We start from the raw sequence: 14,988 nt of genomic DNA on the forward strand, positions 1-14,988 counted from the left end.
TCCAGAAAGTTATCGAACCACCTTGGAGACATTTAAAAAGTTTCTTCCACAAATCAAAAATGCTCTTCAACACACCTACTCCAATGGACCGCTGGAATGTTTAAACAACCATATCAAAGTTTTAAAAAGGAATGCGTATGGCTTCCGTAGCTTTTACAATTTCAAATTGCGAATTATGATTCGCCACGGCAACGCTTTAATTGTAAACTAAAAAAGACCAAGAGAAATGTTTCCTCTTGATCTTCAATAGTTCTAAGATTTCTCTTCACCAACAATAGTTGACAAAGAGCCGTTTTTTTTAAAGGACTATTGTCCCATTCTTCAGCTATTTATTTTTAACTAAATTATCTGATATCAGCTCTGTAATAGTAGTTAATTACAATTTCATTTCCATCTTTCACAGCAACAAAGTCTTCTTTATCTGCACCTTCATACTCATATTCTGTAAATGACAAGTCAAGTTGAAAATCATCTACTTTTACTAAAGTGTCTACATCTACCATATAAACTTTTTCTTCATATAGAGGGTAATCAGTACTTACATAGTTATTTACATAGTGACGAGTAATCACAGCAACTTTATAATGACTGTCCACACCAGAGAAAAGAACTTCATGCATACCATTTTTCTTCAGTTGTGTTACTTCGTCTTTTCTGACAGATTTATCAACACGTACACCTCTGATTGTTCCATCTTTAAATGGTTTTTGAATATCTCCCAAAAGACCATTGCTGCCGTAATAGACACTTTCAGGTGTAGATGACCAAGAATAGTTTGCCATGTTGCTCATATTACGGGCAACTGTCTTATAGTTTTTAACTAGGTTTAGCGGCTCATCATCTGTAACTACAAAACCAGGGTTTTTGTATTCTTCACGTACTACAGCACCTGAATATGCTCTTAGCATTTCCTTATCGGCATGCAATGCAGACAATGAACTGTTAATATCATATGAAACTCCTGTAATAGAACTTCCAGCACCATCCGCCTGAATATGCGCAATGATTGAACGGGCACCAGAAACTTTTCCTTCACCGTATACTGTAGCGCCTTTGCAAGAATAAATATCACGGTATGCCCAGATACCAGTACCATTAGAACTAATCCCTCTCAAAACAGAACTGTAGTAAGGTTTGATATCATTTTCACAATAAATACCGTACTCAGCTCCCTCTGCTTCCACAGAACCGCCTTCCATTTGAATCTCGTTATGAACACGTAGTCCAATTTTAGCCCCTTCTGTTGTTACTTTACCAACACCGTATTTTGTTGTTTTAAAAGCTTTAAAATGATTTCCCACATTAATTCCGACATCGCCATTTGTTTCAACGTTTATTTCACCTTTACCAACAAACTCTAATGACTTTTTAGCATTAATGGAATTGATTGTCACTGGTACAGAATTGTTAAGCGTAACTTTGATTGACTTTGAACTATAAATTGCTGAATCCTCATTTAAAATGAACTCACCTAATTTGTTCGTCAAAACATTCGTTCCATCGCTCTTTGTTGTAATCTTTGTATCGTAGCCCTTCAAGTCTGTACTAGACGTCAAAACTGATGCAGCCTCTCCTTCAACAGCGCCCAATAAACTAAATCCTAAAACTGCTGCAGAAAACATCACTGTCTTTGTCCAAGTTTTCATTTTTCCTAAGCCCTCTTTTCTTTCTTTATTTGTTTTTTATTTGATTGGTCACTACTAATGATACCACCTTTATTTTTTTCTTTTTATCAACTTTTTCATGTAGAATCTTAAAAAAATGATAGAAGGTGTAAACTCTATAAAAAACAGATATCAAACAGATAATATCTACACTTTCAATCTTTATTTTATGGACAAAAGAGCGTTTAAAATTATTATTTTCACTTGTTCTATATCGTTAAAATCTTAATATATATACTTTCCAAAATTCATATCTATAGAATGATATACGCATAAAATTACATTCGTTATATTTTTTTAATTATATTTCTACCTAATTTATTTTTATTTATACCATCAAATTAATTATTTACTTCTGTTCTTTATTCTGAAAATAGAAAATTCAGACAAATTACAATTATTCTAAATAAAAATTTTATATTTTTACTAATTTCTGAAATTATCTGCTCTGTTTAACAGTGAAAATGACAATTCGAAAACTATTTAAAACAACACTAATTGTTTGCTTTTAGTTGTTACTTAAATTTATAGTATAATTAATCCATCACATAGAAATTGCATTAGGAGGAATTATATGAAAATTGTTCATACAAAAGACACAATGAGTGATATTTATTTGGATGCTCTTCGTATTCGTCATCAAGTATTTATGATTGAACAGGGCGTTCCAAAAGATATCGAAATCGATAAAAATGAAGCCGCCTGTATTCATTTTGTGCTCTATGAGAATAAGGATGCCGTAGCAACCTGTAGACTGCTGCCGTTAACTGATGGTGTGTTCAAACTGCAGAGAATGGCTGTTTTAAGTCAATATAGAGGGAAAAATTATGGCAAACTACTAATTGATGCTGTAGAGGATTTAGCTAAAAAGCAGGGCTATAATACGATTACGCTGGGGGCACAGCTCACCGCTGTAGAATTTTATCAAAAACTTGGCTATATCAAACATGGCGAACAATTCATGGACGCAAATATTCCCCATTTCCAGATGGAAAAACATTTTTAGACGTTATTTTTAGTCTTTTAGTCAACAGAATACCAAAGCCTTATCGTGTTCTGTTGACCCCTTTTCTAGATTCTGTTACACTATATGTAAGCGAATTCTTTTTACACGAAAAAATGCACACGTTTACATTTATTGAATTAGGAGGAATTATCATGTCCAAAATTGCTGCTGTTACTACTGAATATTATCGTATCCCTTTACCTGAACAGATGGAAGATGCGAAACATGGTCTGCATACTCATTTTGAGGTACCTATCGTCAAAATCCAGGCAGATGATGGTCGTGAAGGTATTGGCTACACATATACAGGCGGATTTGGCGGCCGGGCAATCTGCTCGCTGATTGAAAACGAACTAAAACCGATTCTTCTCGGAAAAGATGCTAGCTGTGTGGAGGCTCTTTGGGATGAGATGAACTGGGGAATTCACTATGTCGCCCGGGGAGGATTGGCAAGCTTCGCCATTGCAGCCTGTGATATTGCCTTATGGGACTTACGTACAAAAAAAGCAGGCGAACCTCTTTACAAGCTGCTGGGCGGTACCAGCAACAAAGTGAAGTGCTATGGAGGAGCGATTGATTTAAATTTTCCTTTGACAAAGCTGCTAAGTAATAATCAAAAGTATTTGGATATGGGACTAAAAGCTGTCAAAATCAAATTGGGACAGCCAACACTGACTGAAGATATTGAACGAATCGCTGCGGTCCGCAACTTGATTGGTACCGAAACAACATTTATGGTAGATGCCAATATGAGCTGGTCAGTCGAAAAAGCCATTAAAGCAGCTAAGGCAATGGCGCCCTATGATATTTTCTTCTTGGAAGAACCGACAATCCCTGAAGACTATGAAGGGTACGCGCGAATTGCAGAAGAAGGGCATATTGCTGTAGCCGGAGGAGAAAATCTAAGGACCCTGACTGAATTTCGACACATGCTACAGTATGGTCATGTAGACTTTCCACAACCGGATGCTTCGAATATTGGTGGTATTACCGGCTGGCTAAAGGTGGCTTATTTAGCTCAGGCTCACAATCTTAGTGTGTCCACTCATGGTATGCAGGAGCTTCATGTAAGTCTTTTAGCAGCTATGCCTAATGCAGGCTATCTCGAAATGCACAGCTTCCCAATCGATCAGTATACTATGCGCCCTCTGGTCATTGATAAGGCAGACGGACTTGCTGTTGCACCAGAAGAGGCAGGTATTGGTGTGACCTTTGACTGGGAGAAGCTGGCTCCTCATAAAATGAACTTCTAATTGCAGACTGCTGAACAAGCTAGAAAACTGGTATTACTGCCGCTTTCTAGCTTGTTTAACTATTCAATTAGTTTGTTTATATTCACAGACACTACTTCGTTAATCCCCAATGTCTACCTATCTTTTCTAAAATTATTTCTCTAAAATACGGTTTAGTGTGATTTGAGCATATTCATTTGGTTTTAGTACTCTAATTTTTCCTGAATATTTTTCTTGCAGCTGGTTTAATAATCTTTCTACTGCAGGAGTAACAACAATAAAGTCTATTTGCGTCTTTGCTAAAACGGCATCCAGCTCATTGAATCTTACCGGACGCCAGGAAATTTCAGGGTAATCATGTGCCAGATTGGCAAGAAAGTCCCTGGTTCCATAGTCTTTCGCTTCATTTCCCCAGGTAGTGTCATTAGACGGTGTATAATTTTGAACGAATAGAAGTCCTTTTTTCATGATATTCTCCTTCCTATCTTTTTCAACTATTTTTTGACTCGTAATCAGCTGATCCAAAGTAACCTTCAGCTCCTGACTTAGCTGGATAAGATAATCGATAGTTGGGGTACTTTTGTTTAACTCCCATTTGGAAATCGTTTGTCTTGAGACATGCATTTTCTCCGCTAAATCATTTTGAGTCATTTTTTTCAATTTTCGATATACTTGGATATTGGCGCCAATATCTGTCATAATAGTTTCCTCCCATAAATCAACCATAACTTTTTTTTATTTTTTATCAATTGTAAAATCTAAATTTCTTGTCACTTTTTCGTTGCCCGCTTGCCTTTTCAAAAGCAACTTATCGTTGCATTGCAGTAGAATTAAAGCTTTTCAAGAAATAACAGCTACTTTTTAAATCCTGTGAAAATCAGCAATCGAGCCCTGACAGTTCTGACTGATACCATTAGTATAGCACGTAGCCGTTCGACAGCTTTGAAGCTAAAACAAAATATGTTTACTTTCGTTGCTCTAAATAGTATGAACCAACCGATAGTTTCTTTGAACAGCTTGATATAGTAGAATAAATTTATCGAAAGGTGGGGGCGTCAGTGAGTTATCAGTTTCATCATGTTCAAGACACTGTTGCTAATATTGCAGAATCAGAAATATTTTATGATCAGTTATTTTCTTTTCTTGGCTATGATCTTAAGAAAAAGTATAAAGGGTATTTGGAACATGCGAATATGCATGTTGTGGAATATCTTGGTGATAGCTTTGATTTTGGCATCTGCTCCCCAGCAATCGCTTTTCAAAACGAAGAAATACATCCACGAAAACCAGGTGCTATACAGCACATCGCTTTCAAAGCAGATTCTAGAGCAGAGATTGACGAACTATTCAATAAAATTAGTCATTTAGACGTTAAAATACTTCATGGCAAACCTAAAGAATATACAGAAAGAATTGCACCAAACTATTATGCACTATTTTTTGAAGCCCCAGATGGTATTCGCTTTGAAATATTTCATTATCCAAATGAATAAGTTAATTTATCAAGTCTTTGCTCCATAAGAGGCTTAAAAAGCTGCTGACCATCTTCTTACAGATAGCCAGCAGCTTTTTATTTTCACTTCACCATATATTTTGTCAAACTATAGCTCACTCTTCGTTTCCTGATTTGGCTTAATTCATAGCCTCGTCATACTTCACTTTAGAATCTTCAATGGCCTTTGCCCATTCATCAAGAAATGCCTTAACTGTTGTATCCCCGCTCATTACTGCCTGAATTCCAGGATCCACTTTATTATCCAGAATTGAACGATAATCAGGTAAGTAGAATGGTGGTTGATACAGTTCTGTTTCCGGGTTGTCATATACTTCGAAGGCGGCTTTAATGTGCTGCGCATCCTTAATCCAATCTTCGTTTAAAACATCGGAGTTCGTTGGAATTTGTCCAATATTTTGATTCCAGTAGCTTTGGCTGGATGCAGAATTCAAATATTCAACCAGCTTCCATGCTTCTTCGGGATGATCAGAATTAGCAAATGCTGAGATACCAATAGTATTACCGCCTTCTGCAACATAGTTTCCGTTTTCTGATTTAGGCAGCGGTACTGCTTCAAATTGATCTGCCTCCAACGATTTACTGTGTTCCCCAAAAGAACCAATGTTATGGTGCAGGATTGCCGCTTTTCCTGTATCAAATACAGCAACCATTTCTTTATAGCCGTTCGTGATATCACTCTTCGGTGTATTATTTTGATACAATGCAAAGTATTTTTCTAAAAATTCAACGTGCTTTGGATCATTTACAGTTGCTTTGCCATCCTTATCCACATACTCTGTCAGACCTGAGTATGCATACATTAAACGCTGCAGCTGTAGTGAGCCGCCCGCCCCACCACGAATTGTATAACCATACATGTCATCAGTTGTCAGTTTATCCACATCTGTAAAGAAATCATCCCATGTCTCAGGTGCATTCAAGTTATTTTCTGCAAATACATCTTCTCTAATCCATAGAATATCTAAATTTTGTGTATATGGAATACCATATAGCTTCCCATCTTGTACAATTTCTTTATTGAACTCAATAGCTCCTTCGTTGATTAAATCATTTAAATCAGAATCTTTTAAATAATCATCCAGCGGCAGCAGTGCTCCGCGAATTGAAAACTCTGGCAGCCAGCTTGACTGAAGGGAGGCTACATCCGGTGTATCATTGGCTGCAATCGCTGCATCAAGTTTTGATTTCGCTTCATCTTTTGGCAATCCTACATATTCAACTTTAATAGTAGGATTTTCCTTTTCAAAATCATCGATTAGTTTTTCCCATATCGGTGTTCTATCTGGTCCTGAGTTTTCATCCCAGAAGATTAATTTAACTTCTTCTCCTTCGGATGATCCACTTTTCGCTGCTCCTGAAGAGCTTTTTCCTGAACCGCATCCAGCAACCAATAGTCCAGTAAGTGCCAGCGCACTTGCCACTTTAAGAAACTTCTTTGACATTTTCTATTCCTCCTAATTTATCCTTTAACTGCTCCGCCCATACCGTTCACTAAATGTTTTTGTGCAAACATAAAGAGAATAATTGATGGAATCAAAGCAATAATACTGCCTGCCGCCAATGCTCCGTAATTAACGTTAAACTCACCCATCATGAAACTCAATCCAACCGGCAAAGTAAACTTCGCCTGATTATTTGTCAACATCAGCGCTAACAGAAACTCATTCCATGCATATACAAAGATATTAATTCCTGTAGCTACTACTCCCGGCAGCAGCAATGGAACGATTACCTGGCGAATTGCCTGCATTCTTGTTGCCCCATCAATCGCAGCCGCTTCCTCCAGCTCCGAAGGAATTCCCGAGATGAATCCGCTCATCAAAATAGCTGAAAACGGAATCTGCACTGCTGAATATACCAGCATTAAAGAAATCGGATTACTAATCATCCCAATATTACTAAACATAACGAACAATGGGATAATCAGCATAGAGCGTGGAATAAATTGGGTCATTAAAAGAATCAACATGAAAATTCTTTTTCCTTTAAAATTATATCGAGCTAATGCATAGCCTGCTAATACAGACAAGACCAGCGTTAGCAGAACTGTTCCTACACCAACCAGTACACTATTTGAAAAGTACTTTTCAAAACCAACATCATTCCAAGCATTAATAAAATTCTGGAAAGTCGGACTGGAAGGCAGATACTGCAGCGGCGTTTTGATGATATCGCCCTCTGGCTTCAATGCAGTATTCAATGTCCAATAGATTGGAAATAATGTCCATACCAACATCAAGGCCAATGGAATATAAAAAGTTAATGTTTTGTCTAGTTTCCCTTGTCTATTATACAAGACTATTCCTCCTCGAATTTAGAAATTTTCAGATAAACTAAGGCAATGATGGTTAAAATCAGAAATGCAACAACAGTTAATGCAGAACCGTAACCGAAATCACTTCCGTGTACCGCTGTTTTTGCGATATACATGGCATAGGTCATTGTCGAATTGGCTGGTCCGCCGTTAGTCAAGTTGTACATCAAATCCACATTGTTGAATTCCCAAACTGTTCGCAACAGCGTCGTTAGTACGATAGTTCTTTTCAGCTGGGGTAAAGTGATGTTTAAAAATGATGTCCAGCGGTTTGATCCATCCATTGCGGCTGCTTCATAAAGCTCATCTGGAATACTTTGCAGGGAAGCCAGAATAGTAACAGCGAAGAACGGAACCCCCCGCCACAGCTCTGCAACAACTACTGAAATAAACGCACTATTCGTACTGGCCAGAAAAGCATGAGGTTCACTAATGATTCCCAAATTCATCAGTATGTCGTTGAAAACTCCCATATGCTCGTTGTACATCAAACTCCACATTACAGAGGTAAGTACTCCGGAGATTGCCCAAGGCACAAAGACAAACCCTCTTGTCAGTCCTCTAAACTTAAATTTTTTGTTTAAAAGCAAGGCAACACCCATTCCCAGACCTAACTGCAAGGCTACCTGAGATACAACCCATTTCAAGCTATTAATCAAACTGGGAATAAAATATTTGTCTTCTGTAAAAATCTTCACAAAATTATCGAAACCGGCAAAGGAATCGTAAAAAGGTGCCGAAATATCATAATTTTGGAAGCTGTAATAAAAGATTCTCGCCATTGGGAAAAACAGCAACGCAGTAATCATAACTAATGATGGCAATAATAATAGATACGGCGCTTTCTGAAATTTTTTTCTATTTTTCTTTACTTTTGGCAGTGTAGCTTCTGTTTCCATTTTTCTCCTCCTAACATTTTCTATAGTTCTAAAATACTAGAAAACGCTTCCACCTAACATTCATTATTTTAAGACAAACTTATAATATTTTAAGATTTCAGTTGTTTCGATAAAATCAGCCCACATAAATAAAAAAAGAAGGGTCAAAGAATCCCACTCTCTGATTTGTTTGCCGCTGAATAATTGATAAAGCCGGCTGGGACATAAACAAATTCCCAGACTTTTGTCACAATCTCATTATCCTTACTGGATTACAACAAATGTCCACATAACCACTTGCCGGTAACTAACTGCGGCAAGTAATCCCAAGTCTAGCTTTTTTATTGCTTTCTTTAAATAAAAGAACTTGGAACAAAAAAACAGGAAGTTACTGTTTTTGTTCCAAGTTCTATAATTTCATTTGTTTTTTCTTGCCGATACAATCCTTTACTTGCCTTCAATTTCTTTCTTGTAGCTTACTCTAAATTGTTTTGGGGACAAGCCATTCTCTTTTTTAAAGCAGCTTGAAAAATAATTAGGATTGGTAAAACCCGTTTCCAGCGAAATCTCAGTAATTGAATGATTAGTCGTTTTTAACAGTCGATAGGCTTCTGTCATCCGACGTTCGAACAAGTAATCCGTGTAATTCTTCCCTGTTTCACTTTTAAAAAGATTGCTTAAGTAGGGCGGAGATACATGGGTATTTTCTGCCACCAGCTGTAAAGAAATATTTTCATCTGCATAATGCAGATCAATAAAACGTTTTGCTTGCTCAATAATTGAATCCGACTGAGTATTTTGCTCTTGAACTTCCGCCCAAGCTTTAGCCAAATCCTTCACCGGCTGAAGTAACTCTTTCAATACGGTACCAGAGGTTATTTTTTGATAAATTAGGAATTCATCTCTTTGAAGCATGCTTCCTGCCGTCTGAAGCAAGAAGAAAACCTGCTTGATTAGGAATGGTCTAACCTGAGCTAACGGCAGTGTCAGCAATGCACCATTCTCCTCTAGAGAATTCAGTTTTTGATAAACCTCCATAGGTTTTTCTGCCTTTATTGCCTGACTAAGCTGGATTTCCAGCTCTTGTAAAATCGGTGAGAAATCAAATCGGGCCTGTTGTGGATTATACGTATATACACCCGGCTGGGCCAATTTATTTTTTTCAAAACAAATACGAGCCTCAATAATTTTTTCAGTCACATCTTCAGAGCCTTTACCAATAGTGCTTAACCCAATCCAGCCTTCGTTCCTCTTAATAAACTTCTGCAGCTCAGAAGCATTCAGCCAGTCTTGAAATTCAATTCCCAGCTTCTCCAAATAAACCAGAGAAAAATAAGTATTGTCTTCTAAACGAATGGTTTCATGACGGAACTGGCTGGGGATACTCAGCACTCCTTTATTTAGAAAATAGCATAGACATTGATATGGTCCCGCTACCTGAAAAAGCTGATCGATTTGTCTAGAAAAATCAGCTTTCTGAGAATGAATAACTTTTTTAATCAGCTCCCGGCGCTGGTATTCTCCTGATGTCTGTTCCGTCAGTATTTCTTCTGCAACGGCCTGAAAAGCTCGATCAACTTGAGGCAGCAGAACCGAAGCATCGACTGGCTTCAAAATATAGTCAAAGGCTTTCATACTTATGGCGGCCTGAGCGTAACTAAACTCACTATAGCCTGTTAAAAAAATGATGCGGCTGGGACTACAATTATTTTTAACGATTTCCTTTCCCATCGTTATCCCATCCATAAAAGGCATATTGATGTCTGTAAGTACAACCTGAGGCAGATATTTCAAATATTTTTTCAGTCCCTCTTGTCCGTTGTCCGCTTCAATAATTTCAGTGATACCGATTTGTTCCCACGGAAGTGAAGTTAATGCTTTACGAATAATCCACTCATCTTCAACAATCAACAGTTTTCTCATTCTTCTGCCTCCTTCGGTATGACAAGTTTAATCAGGGCGCCATCCACGCTTTTTTCAACCCAAAGTCCATATGCTGAACCAAAGCATTTTTTGATTCTCAAATTGACGCTGCGCAGCCCAATTCCGATGACTTTACGGCTGCTTAAAGCGGATAAATTGATTTCTTCGTTAATCAGCTCCAAGCGCTCATCAGAAAACCCTTTACCATTGTCTTTAATAATTACCAGTACAGCTCCGTTGCTCTCTTTTATTTCGATTGATAGAAAACCTTTTGAGCTCTGCTCTTTAAGCCCGTGATAAATCGAATTTTCAACAATCGGCTGTAGAGAAATTTTAGGAATAAAGGACTTCAAAAGCTCTGGATTCTCTATTTTTACCGCATAGTCAAAGCGATCATGGTACCGATAACTCATGATTGTTAAATAATTTTGAACATGCTCCAATTCCTCCTCTAGGGAAATCAACAGGTTGCCTTTACTGATACCGGTACGGTAAAACTCTGCAAGGGAGCGGGTCATTAAAGATGCATCCCGATTCATTTCCATATCACTGAGGCTTTGTATTGAGTATAGTGTATTGTACAAAAAATGAGGGTTAATCTGTGACTGCAGCAGTTCAATTTCTAAACGGCTCCGTTCCTCATGATTTTGCTCGTTTTCATTCAGCAGCCGCTCATTTTTCTCAATCATCAAATTAAAGCTTCGATATAAAACCGACAATTCATTAAAATGCTTTTGATTAACCGGCAAAGGACCTTTGTGATCAGTAATGCTGGTCGCTTCAATTTCTTTAGCTAAATTACGAATAGGCTTAGAAATATAACGACCTACAACAATAACCATTAAAGTTCCAGCTAAAAGTAGAAATAGAAACAACGCTGCGGCCAGGGTCAGATAAGCGGACTGACTTTTCTGGAGATCCTGTTCTGGAAAAACGGCGGCTAAATACCATTGATTCAAACCGAACTGCTTACTCTGGATATGGTAATTTTCCCCAGCCGCCCGCTTTATCTGCCGAGTTCCATCCAGCTCCTGAAAAACATCTGCTGGAAATTGCTGATCAGAATCCGTAACTGCTGTGTCGGCACTGACCAAAAACAAGCGGCCTTTTTCAGTAACAAAGCTTTCCTGCAAAAGATTATCAATGTAGTCATGCTTCAAATTAAATACAATCACGCCACTCGCTTCGGAAGAATCATCCCCAATAATCTTACAAATTGAGATTGTTTTTTCTTTCGCTGTAGAGAAAGGGCTTTCTTTTGAGTCCAGCCAAAAATACTTTGTTTCTCCATCCGCTAAGTCAAAGAAATTCTGATAGTCAATTTCATTTAGTCCTTGTGAAATCTCTCCCCCATTAAAGAAGAATTCACCATTATTTACATTGATGTAGATGGAATCCAAAACATCCTGAAAGCGATAATAAAGTTCCTTAATATTGGTGTTCATACTAACAGCCTGACGTAAAGCATCATCATCATTATTTATTACTTCAATAAGGTTTGGATTATTGTTGAGATTTACAACCTGTTCGAAAAGCTGATTAAAGGTTCGGTTAAGGACGCTGAATTTATCCTGCAAAGTATTTTCTACACTTGTATAAGCAGTATCCGTTACCTCTCTGGTTGTTGTAATACTGGAAAAAACAAGTGAAAAAAGAATGACCACCGCTACAAATAATATATAGAACGTATTCAAAACTGTGTTCAATGACCGTGATTTTTTCTGTTTTTCTGTCATACCGTCAACCCTCTTTCCAGTATCTCATCATCCTTATTTTATCACAGGTTGCTTCTCCAAAAACAACTCATTTCCAGTTAAACCGCTTGAAAAATCGTTTCTCCCAGCTTCTTAGAACGGCAGTGACACAGCTCGATTTCCTTACTCTCTAGAATTTGAAAAGCTGAACCTTCATGATTTTCAATCGTTACCCGTTCAAATAGCACATTTTCGGCAAATTGAATCAAAAATCCTTGATTCTTCATTTTCTTCATTCCCATCATCATAGCCGGCTCTCCCTCAACGGCTTCTTCTGCCATTGAAATCCGTACATTATCAAAGGTAATTCCCTCCGCATACTGTTCAGCCAATCCATAAATAAAGCCAGCGGCTGCCTGAACATTTTCCGCAGTGATATTCATAAAATGGATACGCCTAAAACACGGCGTTGCCTTAGTAACCGGCTGAGATTCCTTAGTCCATACCAGCTTCTGCTCTCCTTTAGGTCCCCAATAATAATAAAGGTTAATGATAAACGGGCAGACAACATCCTTCATCACAATATTGCTAATCCGTATATCTTCTACTATTCCGCCTCTGCCCCGCCGTGATTTCAAGCGGATGCCTCGATCTGTTCCTTGAAAAACACAGTTGCTAATTGTGACATTGCGGATATCTCCACTCATTTCACTTCCTAAAACCACTCCGCCATGTCCATGAACCATCGTACAATTAATGATGGTTATATTTTCACAGGATATTCGTTCAGCTGTTTCCTCCGTTCCTGCCTTAATAGCAATACAATCATCCCCCACATCGATATGACAGTTGCTGATATGAACATTTTTACAGGAATCAGGATCTATTCCATCGGTATTAGGAGAATCAGCGGGATTTAAAATTGAGAGATTATCTATGGTAACATCCTCACAAAGAATTGGATTAACTGTCCAGCTTGGTGAATTGACAAGCTGAATATCTCGAATCGTAATCCGCCGACATTGATGAAAGCTGATTAGTTTAGGTCTGGGATACGCTAAATCTTTCCTGTTATTTCTAAATAAATCCCACCATAAGCTGCCGCTGCCGTCAAGAATGCCGAAGCCGGTTACTGAAATATTCTCAGCATTTTCAGCATAGATACAAGAAGCATACACTTTTTGCTGCACACCTTCCCAGCGGGAAACAACTACTGGGTAATCTTTCTGATCATCAGAAAATTTCAACACAGCGCCCGGCGCTAAATGAAGAGATAAATTGTCTTTTAAAAATAGAGCCCCTGTCACAAAAACACCAGCCGGCACCACAACTTCGCCGCCGCCATTTTTATGAGCAGCGTCAATCGCTTTCTGAATAGCTATTGTGTTGCTTTCTGTTCCTTCTGCCGCACCAAAATCAGTAATATAGTATCTTTTCTCGCTCATTCCATTTCCTCCTGACCTTTTCTTTTTGCAATTAAATAATCAATCTTTTAGCTGTAATTTTATCTATTTCTCAGCTCACATTTAGTACCGTCCATCAATAGCCTATCATAATTCATTAAAAAAACCAATAAAAATTTTCACGTGTGCATTGCTTTTAAATCAACATTCCTTGTTGACATTCTATCTATTTCGTACTATGATGTTAACGTTCACAATTTTTGAAATGAGGTGGCCTATGGTAACCATAAAAGATATCGCAAAAACAGCTGGTGTTTCTCATACCACCGTTTCCAGAGCACTGAATAACAACCCGTTGATTAAGCTGGAAACACGAAAAAAAATCAAAAAAATTGCAGAAGAAATGAACTATGTTCCTAATTTCAATGCCAAGAGTTTAGTAAATCAAAAAAATTATATGGTTGGTCTATTTTTCTCAAGTATTGATCAGGGAACAAGTTCCAGCTTTTTGGTAGATGTCATTACGGGAATCCATGCTGTTTTGGATGAAAGCTACAGCTTATCCGTGGAAGGAATCGACGAAATTAGAGCGTTGGAACAAATTAACTTTCAGCGCTATGATGGAATTATCATCATGAGTCAAAGTGATCATGACGGAGCTTTTATTGACTTTGTGAAACAGCAAAATATTCCTTTTGTTGTTTTGAACCGCCCTTTAGAGGATTCTGATATCATCAATGTATTAGCCAATGATGCTGAAGGCGTCACAGAGGCCATTGATTATGCTATTCAGCTAGGTCACGAGAGAATCGCCTACATCGGCGGGAAAGATGATTTCCGTTCTTCCAATGAGCGAAAACAAGGGCTGATTATTAGTATGAAAAAAAATCAGCTGCCGATTAATGAAGATTATTTTTTCAAAGGTGATTACAGTATCGAAAGCGGCTTTGAGGAGATGCAGAACATTCTACAGCTCTCACCCTTACCCTCACTGGTTTTTTGCGCCAACGATGATATGGCTATCGGTGCCATGCGAGCTGCGGCCGAACAAGGGTATCAGGTGCCAAAAGATATTTCTCTTATCGGATTTGATGACAGCAAGCTAGTAGCTTATCTCAATCCCCCTTTGACAACTGTTCATAAACCCGTGAAGAAAATTAGCCGAACTGGAACCGAACTGCTCCTGCGCATGATTGATGGTGAAGATATTTCACCTAAACAGTACCGGGTGAAAACCCATCTTCAGGTTAGACAATCTGTTGCGCCAGTCGAGAACTAATTAAAAATCCTGCTCAAGCAGTGAATTAGAAAAAGCGGAGCTGTTAAAACGTTTTTAAGAATAGTTATTCTTTTTCAAA

Annotated in this window: 13 protein-coding genes; 5 read left to right on the forward strand and 8 right to left on the reverse strand. The window is 38.0% G+C overall.

Going from position 1 to position 14,988, the window contains the following annotated elements; genetic code table 11:
• Positions 1 to 211, forward strand: a 211-nt coding sequence (locus AC1Z3K_RS15975; protein WP_461732729.1) for a transposase, incomplete at its 5' end; no start/stop codon positions are given.
• 133 nt (positions 212 to 344) lie between these two features.
• On the opposite strand, the gene AC1Z3K_RS15980 is transcribed toward AC1Z3K_RS15975, so the two are convergent.
• Positions 345 to 1,646 (reverse strand): protein kinase family protein, encoded by a 1,302-nt coding sequence (locus AC1Z3K_RS15980; RefSeq protein ID WP_461733283.1) that lies wholly within the window; start codon positions 1,644 to 1,646, stop codon positions 345 to 347.
• A gap of 592 nt (positions 1,647 to 2,238) precedes the next feature.
• Here AC1Z3K_RS15980 and AC1Z3K_RS15985 point away from each other — a divergent pair.
• Both AC1Z3K_RS15985 and AC1Z3K_RS15990 read left to right on the forward strand, forming a co-directional pair.
• A complete protein-coding gene (locus tag AC1Z3K_RS15985; protein ID WP_461733284.1) occupies positions 2,239 to 2,670 on the forward strand; it encodes a GNAT family N-acetyltransferase in 432 nt (143 codons plus the stop codon).
• 152 nt (positions 2,671 to 2,822) lie between these two features.
• Positions 2,823 to 3,923 (forward strand): mandelate racemase/muconate lactonizing enzyme family protein, encoded by a 1,101-nt coding sequence (locus AC1Z3K_RS15990; protein WP_461733285.1) that lies wholly within the window; start codon positions 2,823 to 2,825, stop codon positions 3,921 to 3,923.
• A 132-nt stretch (positions 3,924 to 4,055) separates the two neighbouring features.
• Here AC1Z3K_RS15990 and AC1Z3K_RS15995 read toward each other — a convergent pair whose 3' ends face one another.
• Positions 4,056 to 4,601, reverse strand: coding sequence for a helix-turn-helix domain-containing protein (locus AC1Z3K_RS15995; protein WP_461733286.1), 546 nt, complete (start codon positions 4,599 to 4,601; stop codon positions 4,056 to 4,058).
• Positions 4,602 to 4,960: 359 nt separating this feature from the next.
• Between AC1Z3K_RS15995 and AC1Z3K_RS16000 the strand changes: the two genes are divergently transcribed.
• Entirely contained in the window at positions 4,961 to 5,395 is a 435-nt protein-coding gene (locus AC1Z3K_RS16000) for a VOC family protein (RefSeq protein ID WP_461733287.1), read from the forward strand.
• Positions 5,396 to 5,534: 139 nt separating this feature from the next.
• Here AC1Z3K_RS16000 and AC1Z3K_RS16005 read toward each other — a convergent pair whose 3' ends face one another.
• From AC1Z3K_RS16005 to AC1Z3K_RS16030, 6 genes are all read right to left on the reverse strand, one after another.
• On the reverse strand, positions 5,535 to 6,860 hold the full coding sequence (locus AC1Z3K_RS16005; protein ID WP_461733288.1) for an ABC transporter substrate-binding protein: 1,326 nt from the start codon (positions 6,858 to 6,860) through the stop codon (positions 5,535 to 5,537).
• 17 nt (positions 6,861 to 6,877) lie between these two features.
• Entirely contained in the window at positions 6,878 to 7,714 is an 837-nt protein-coding gene (locus AC1Z3K_RS16010; protein ID WP_426083347.1) for a carbohydrate ABC transporter permease, read from the reverse strand.
• A gap of 2 nt (positions 7,715 to 7,716) precedes the next feature.
• Positions 7,717 to 8,631, reverse strand: coding sequence for a carbohydrate ABC transporter permease (locus AC1Z3K_RS16015; protein WP_426083345.1), 915 nt, complete (start codon positions 8,629 to 8,631; stop codon positions 7,717 to 7,719).
• 426 nt (positions 8,632 to 9,057) lie between these two features.
• Positions 9,058 to 10,533: a response regulator transcription factor gene (locus tag AC1Z3K_RS16020; RefSeq protein WP_461733289.1), complete on the reverse strand. Its 1,476-nt coding sequence runs from the start codon at positions 10,531 to 10,533 to the stop codon at positions 9,058 to 9,060.
• Complete coding sequence (locus AC1Z3K_RS16025; RefSeq protein WP_461733290.1) at positions 10,530 to 12,269, reverse strand: sensor histidine kinase; 1,740 nt, start codon at positions 12,267 to 12,269, stop codon at positions 10,530 to 10,532. The genes AC1Z3K_RS16020 and AC1Z3K_RS16025 overlap by 4 nt, the downstream gene beginning before the upstream one ends.
• A 77-nt stretch (positions 12,270 to 12,346) precedes the next feature.
• On the reverse strand, positions 12,347 to 13,672 hold the full coding sequence (locus AC1Z3K_RS16030; RefSeq protein WP_461733291.1) for a glycoside hydrolase family 28 protein: 1,326 nt from the start codon (positions 13,670 to 13,672) through the stop codon (positions 12,347 to 12,349).
• Positions 13,673 to 13,907: 235 nt separating this feature from the next.
• On the opposite strand from AC1Z3K_RS16030, the gene AC1Z3K_RS16035 reads away from it, so the two are divergent.
• On the forward strand, positions 13,908 to 14,909 hold the full coding sequence (locus AC1Z3K_RS16035) for a LacI family DNA-binding transcriptional regulator (RefSeq protein WP_461733292.1): 1,002 nt from the start codon (positions 13,908 to 13,910) through the stop codon (positions 14,907 to 14,909).
• Positions 14,910 to 14,988: the final 79 nt, after the last annotated feature.

The organism is Enterococcus sp. LJL128 (assembly GCF_056924295.1).

What these genes read in the sequence shown, in the direction of transcription:
- AC1Z3K_RS16025 (WP_461733290.1), bottom strand. Translation starts at nt 12,269, where the DNA reads ATGACAGAAAAACAGAAAAAATCACGGTCATTGAACACAGTTTTGAAT.
- AC1Z3K_RS16020 (WP_461733289.1), bottom strand. Translation starts at nt 10,533, where the DNA reads ATGAGAAAACTGTTGATTGTTGAAGATGAGTGGATTATTCGTAAAGCA.
- AC1Z3K_RS15995 (WP_461733286.1), bottom strand. Translation starts at nt 4,601, where the DNA reads ATGACAGATATTGGCGCCAATATCCAAGTATATCGAAAATTGAAAAAA.
- AC1Z3K_RS15985 (WP_461733284.1), top strand. Translation starts at nt 2,239, where the DNA reads ATGAAAATTGTTCATACAAAAGACACAATGAGTGATATTTATTTGGAT.
- AC1Z3K_RS16015 (WP_426083345.1), bottom strand. Translation starts at nt 8,631, where the DNA reads ATGGAAACAGAAGCTACACTGCCAAAAGTAAAGAAAAATAGAAAAAAA.
- AC1Z3K_RS15990 (WP_461733285.1), top strand. Translation starts at nt 2,823, where the DNA reads ATGTCCAAAATTGCTGCTGTTACTACTGAATATTATCGTATCCCTTTA.
- AC1Z3K_RS16005 (WP_461733288.1), bottom strand. Translation starts at nt 6,860, where the DNA reads ATGTCAAAGAAGTTTCTTAAAGTGGCAAGTGCGCTGGCACTTACTGGA.
- AC1Z3K_RS16035 (WP_461733292.1), top strand. Translation starts at nt 13,908, where the DNA reads ATGGTAACCATAAAAGATATCGCAAAAACAGCTGGTGTTTCTCATACC.
- AC1Z3K_RS15980 (WP_461733283.1), bottom strand. Translation starts at nt 1,646, where the DNA reads ATGAAAACTTGGACAAAGACAGTGATGTTTTCTGCAGCAGTTTTAGGA.
- AC1Z3K_RS16030 (WP_461733291.1), bottom strand. Translation starts at nt 13,672, where the DNA reads ATGAGCGAGAAAAGATACTATATTACTGATTTTGGTGCGGCAGAAGGA.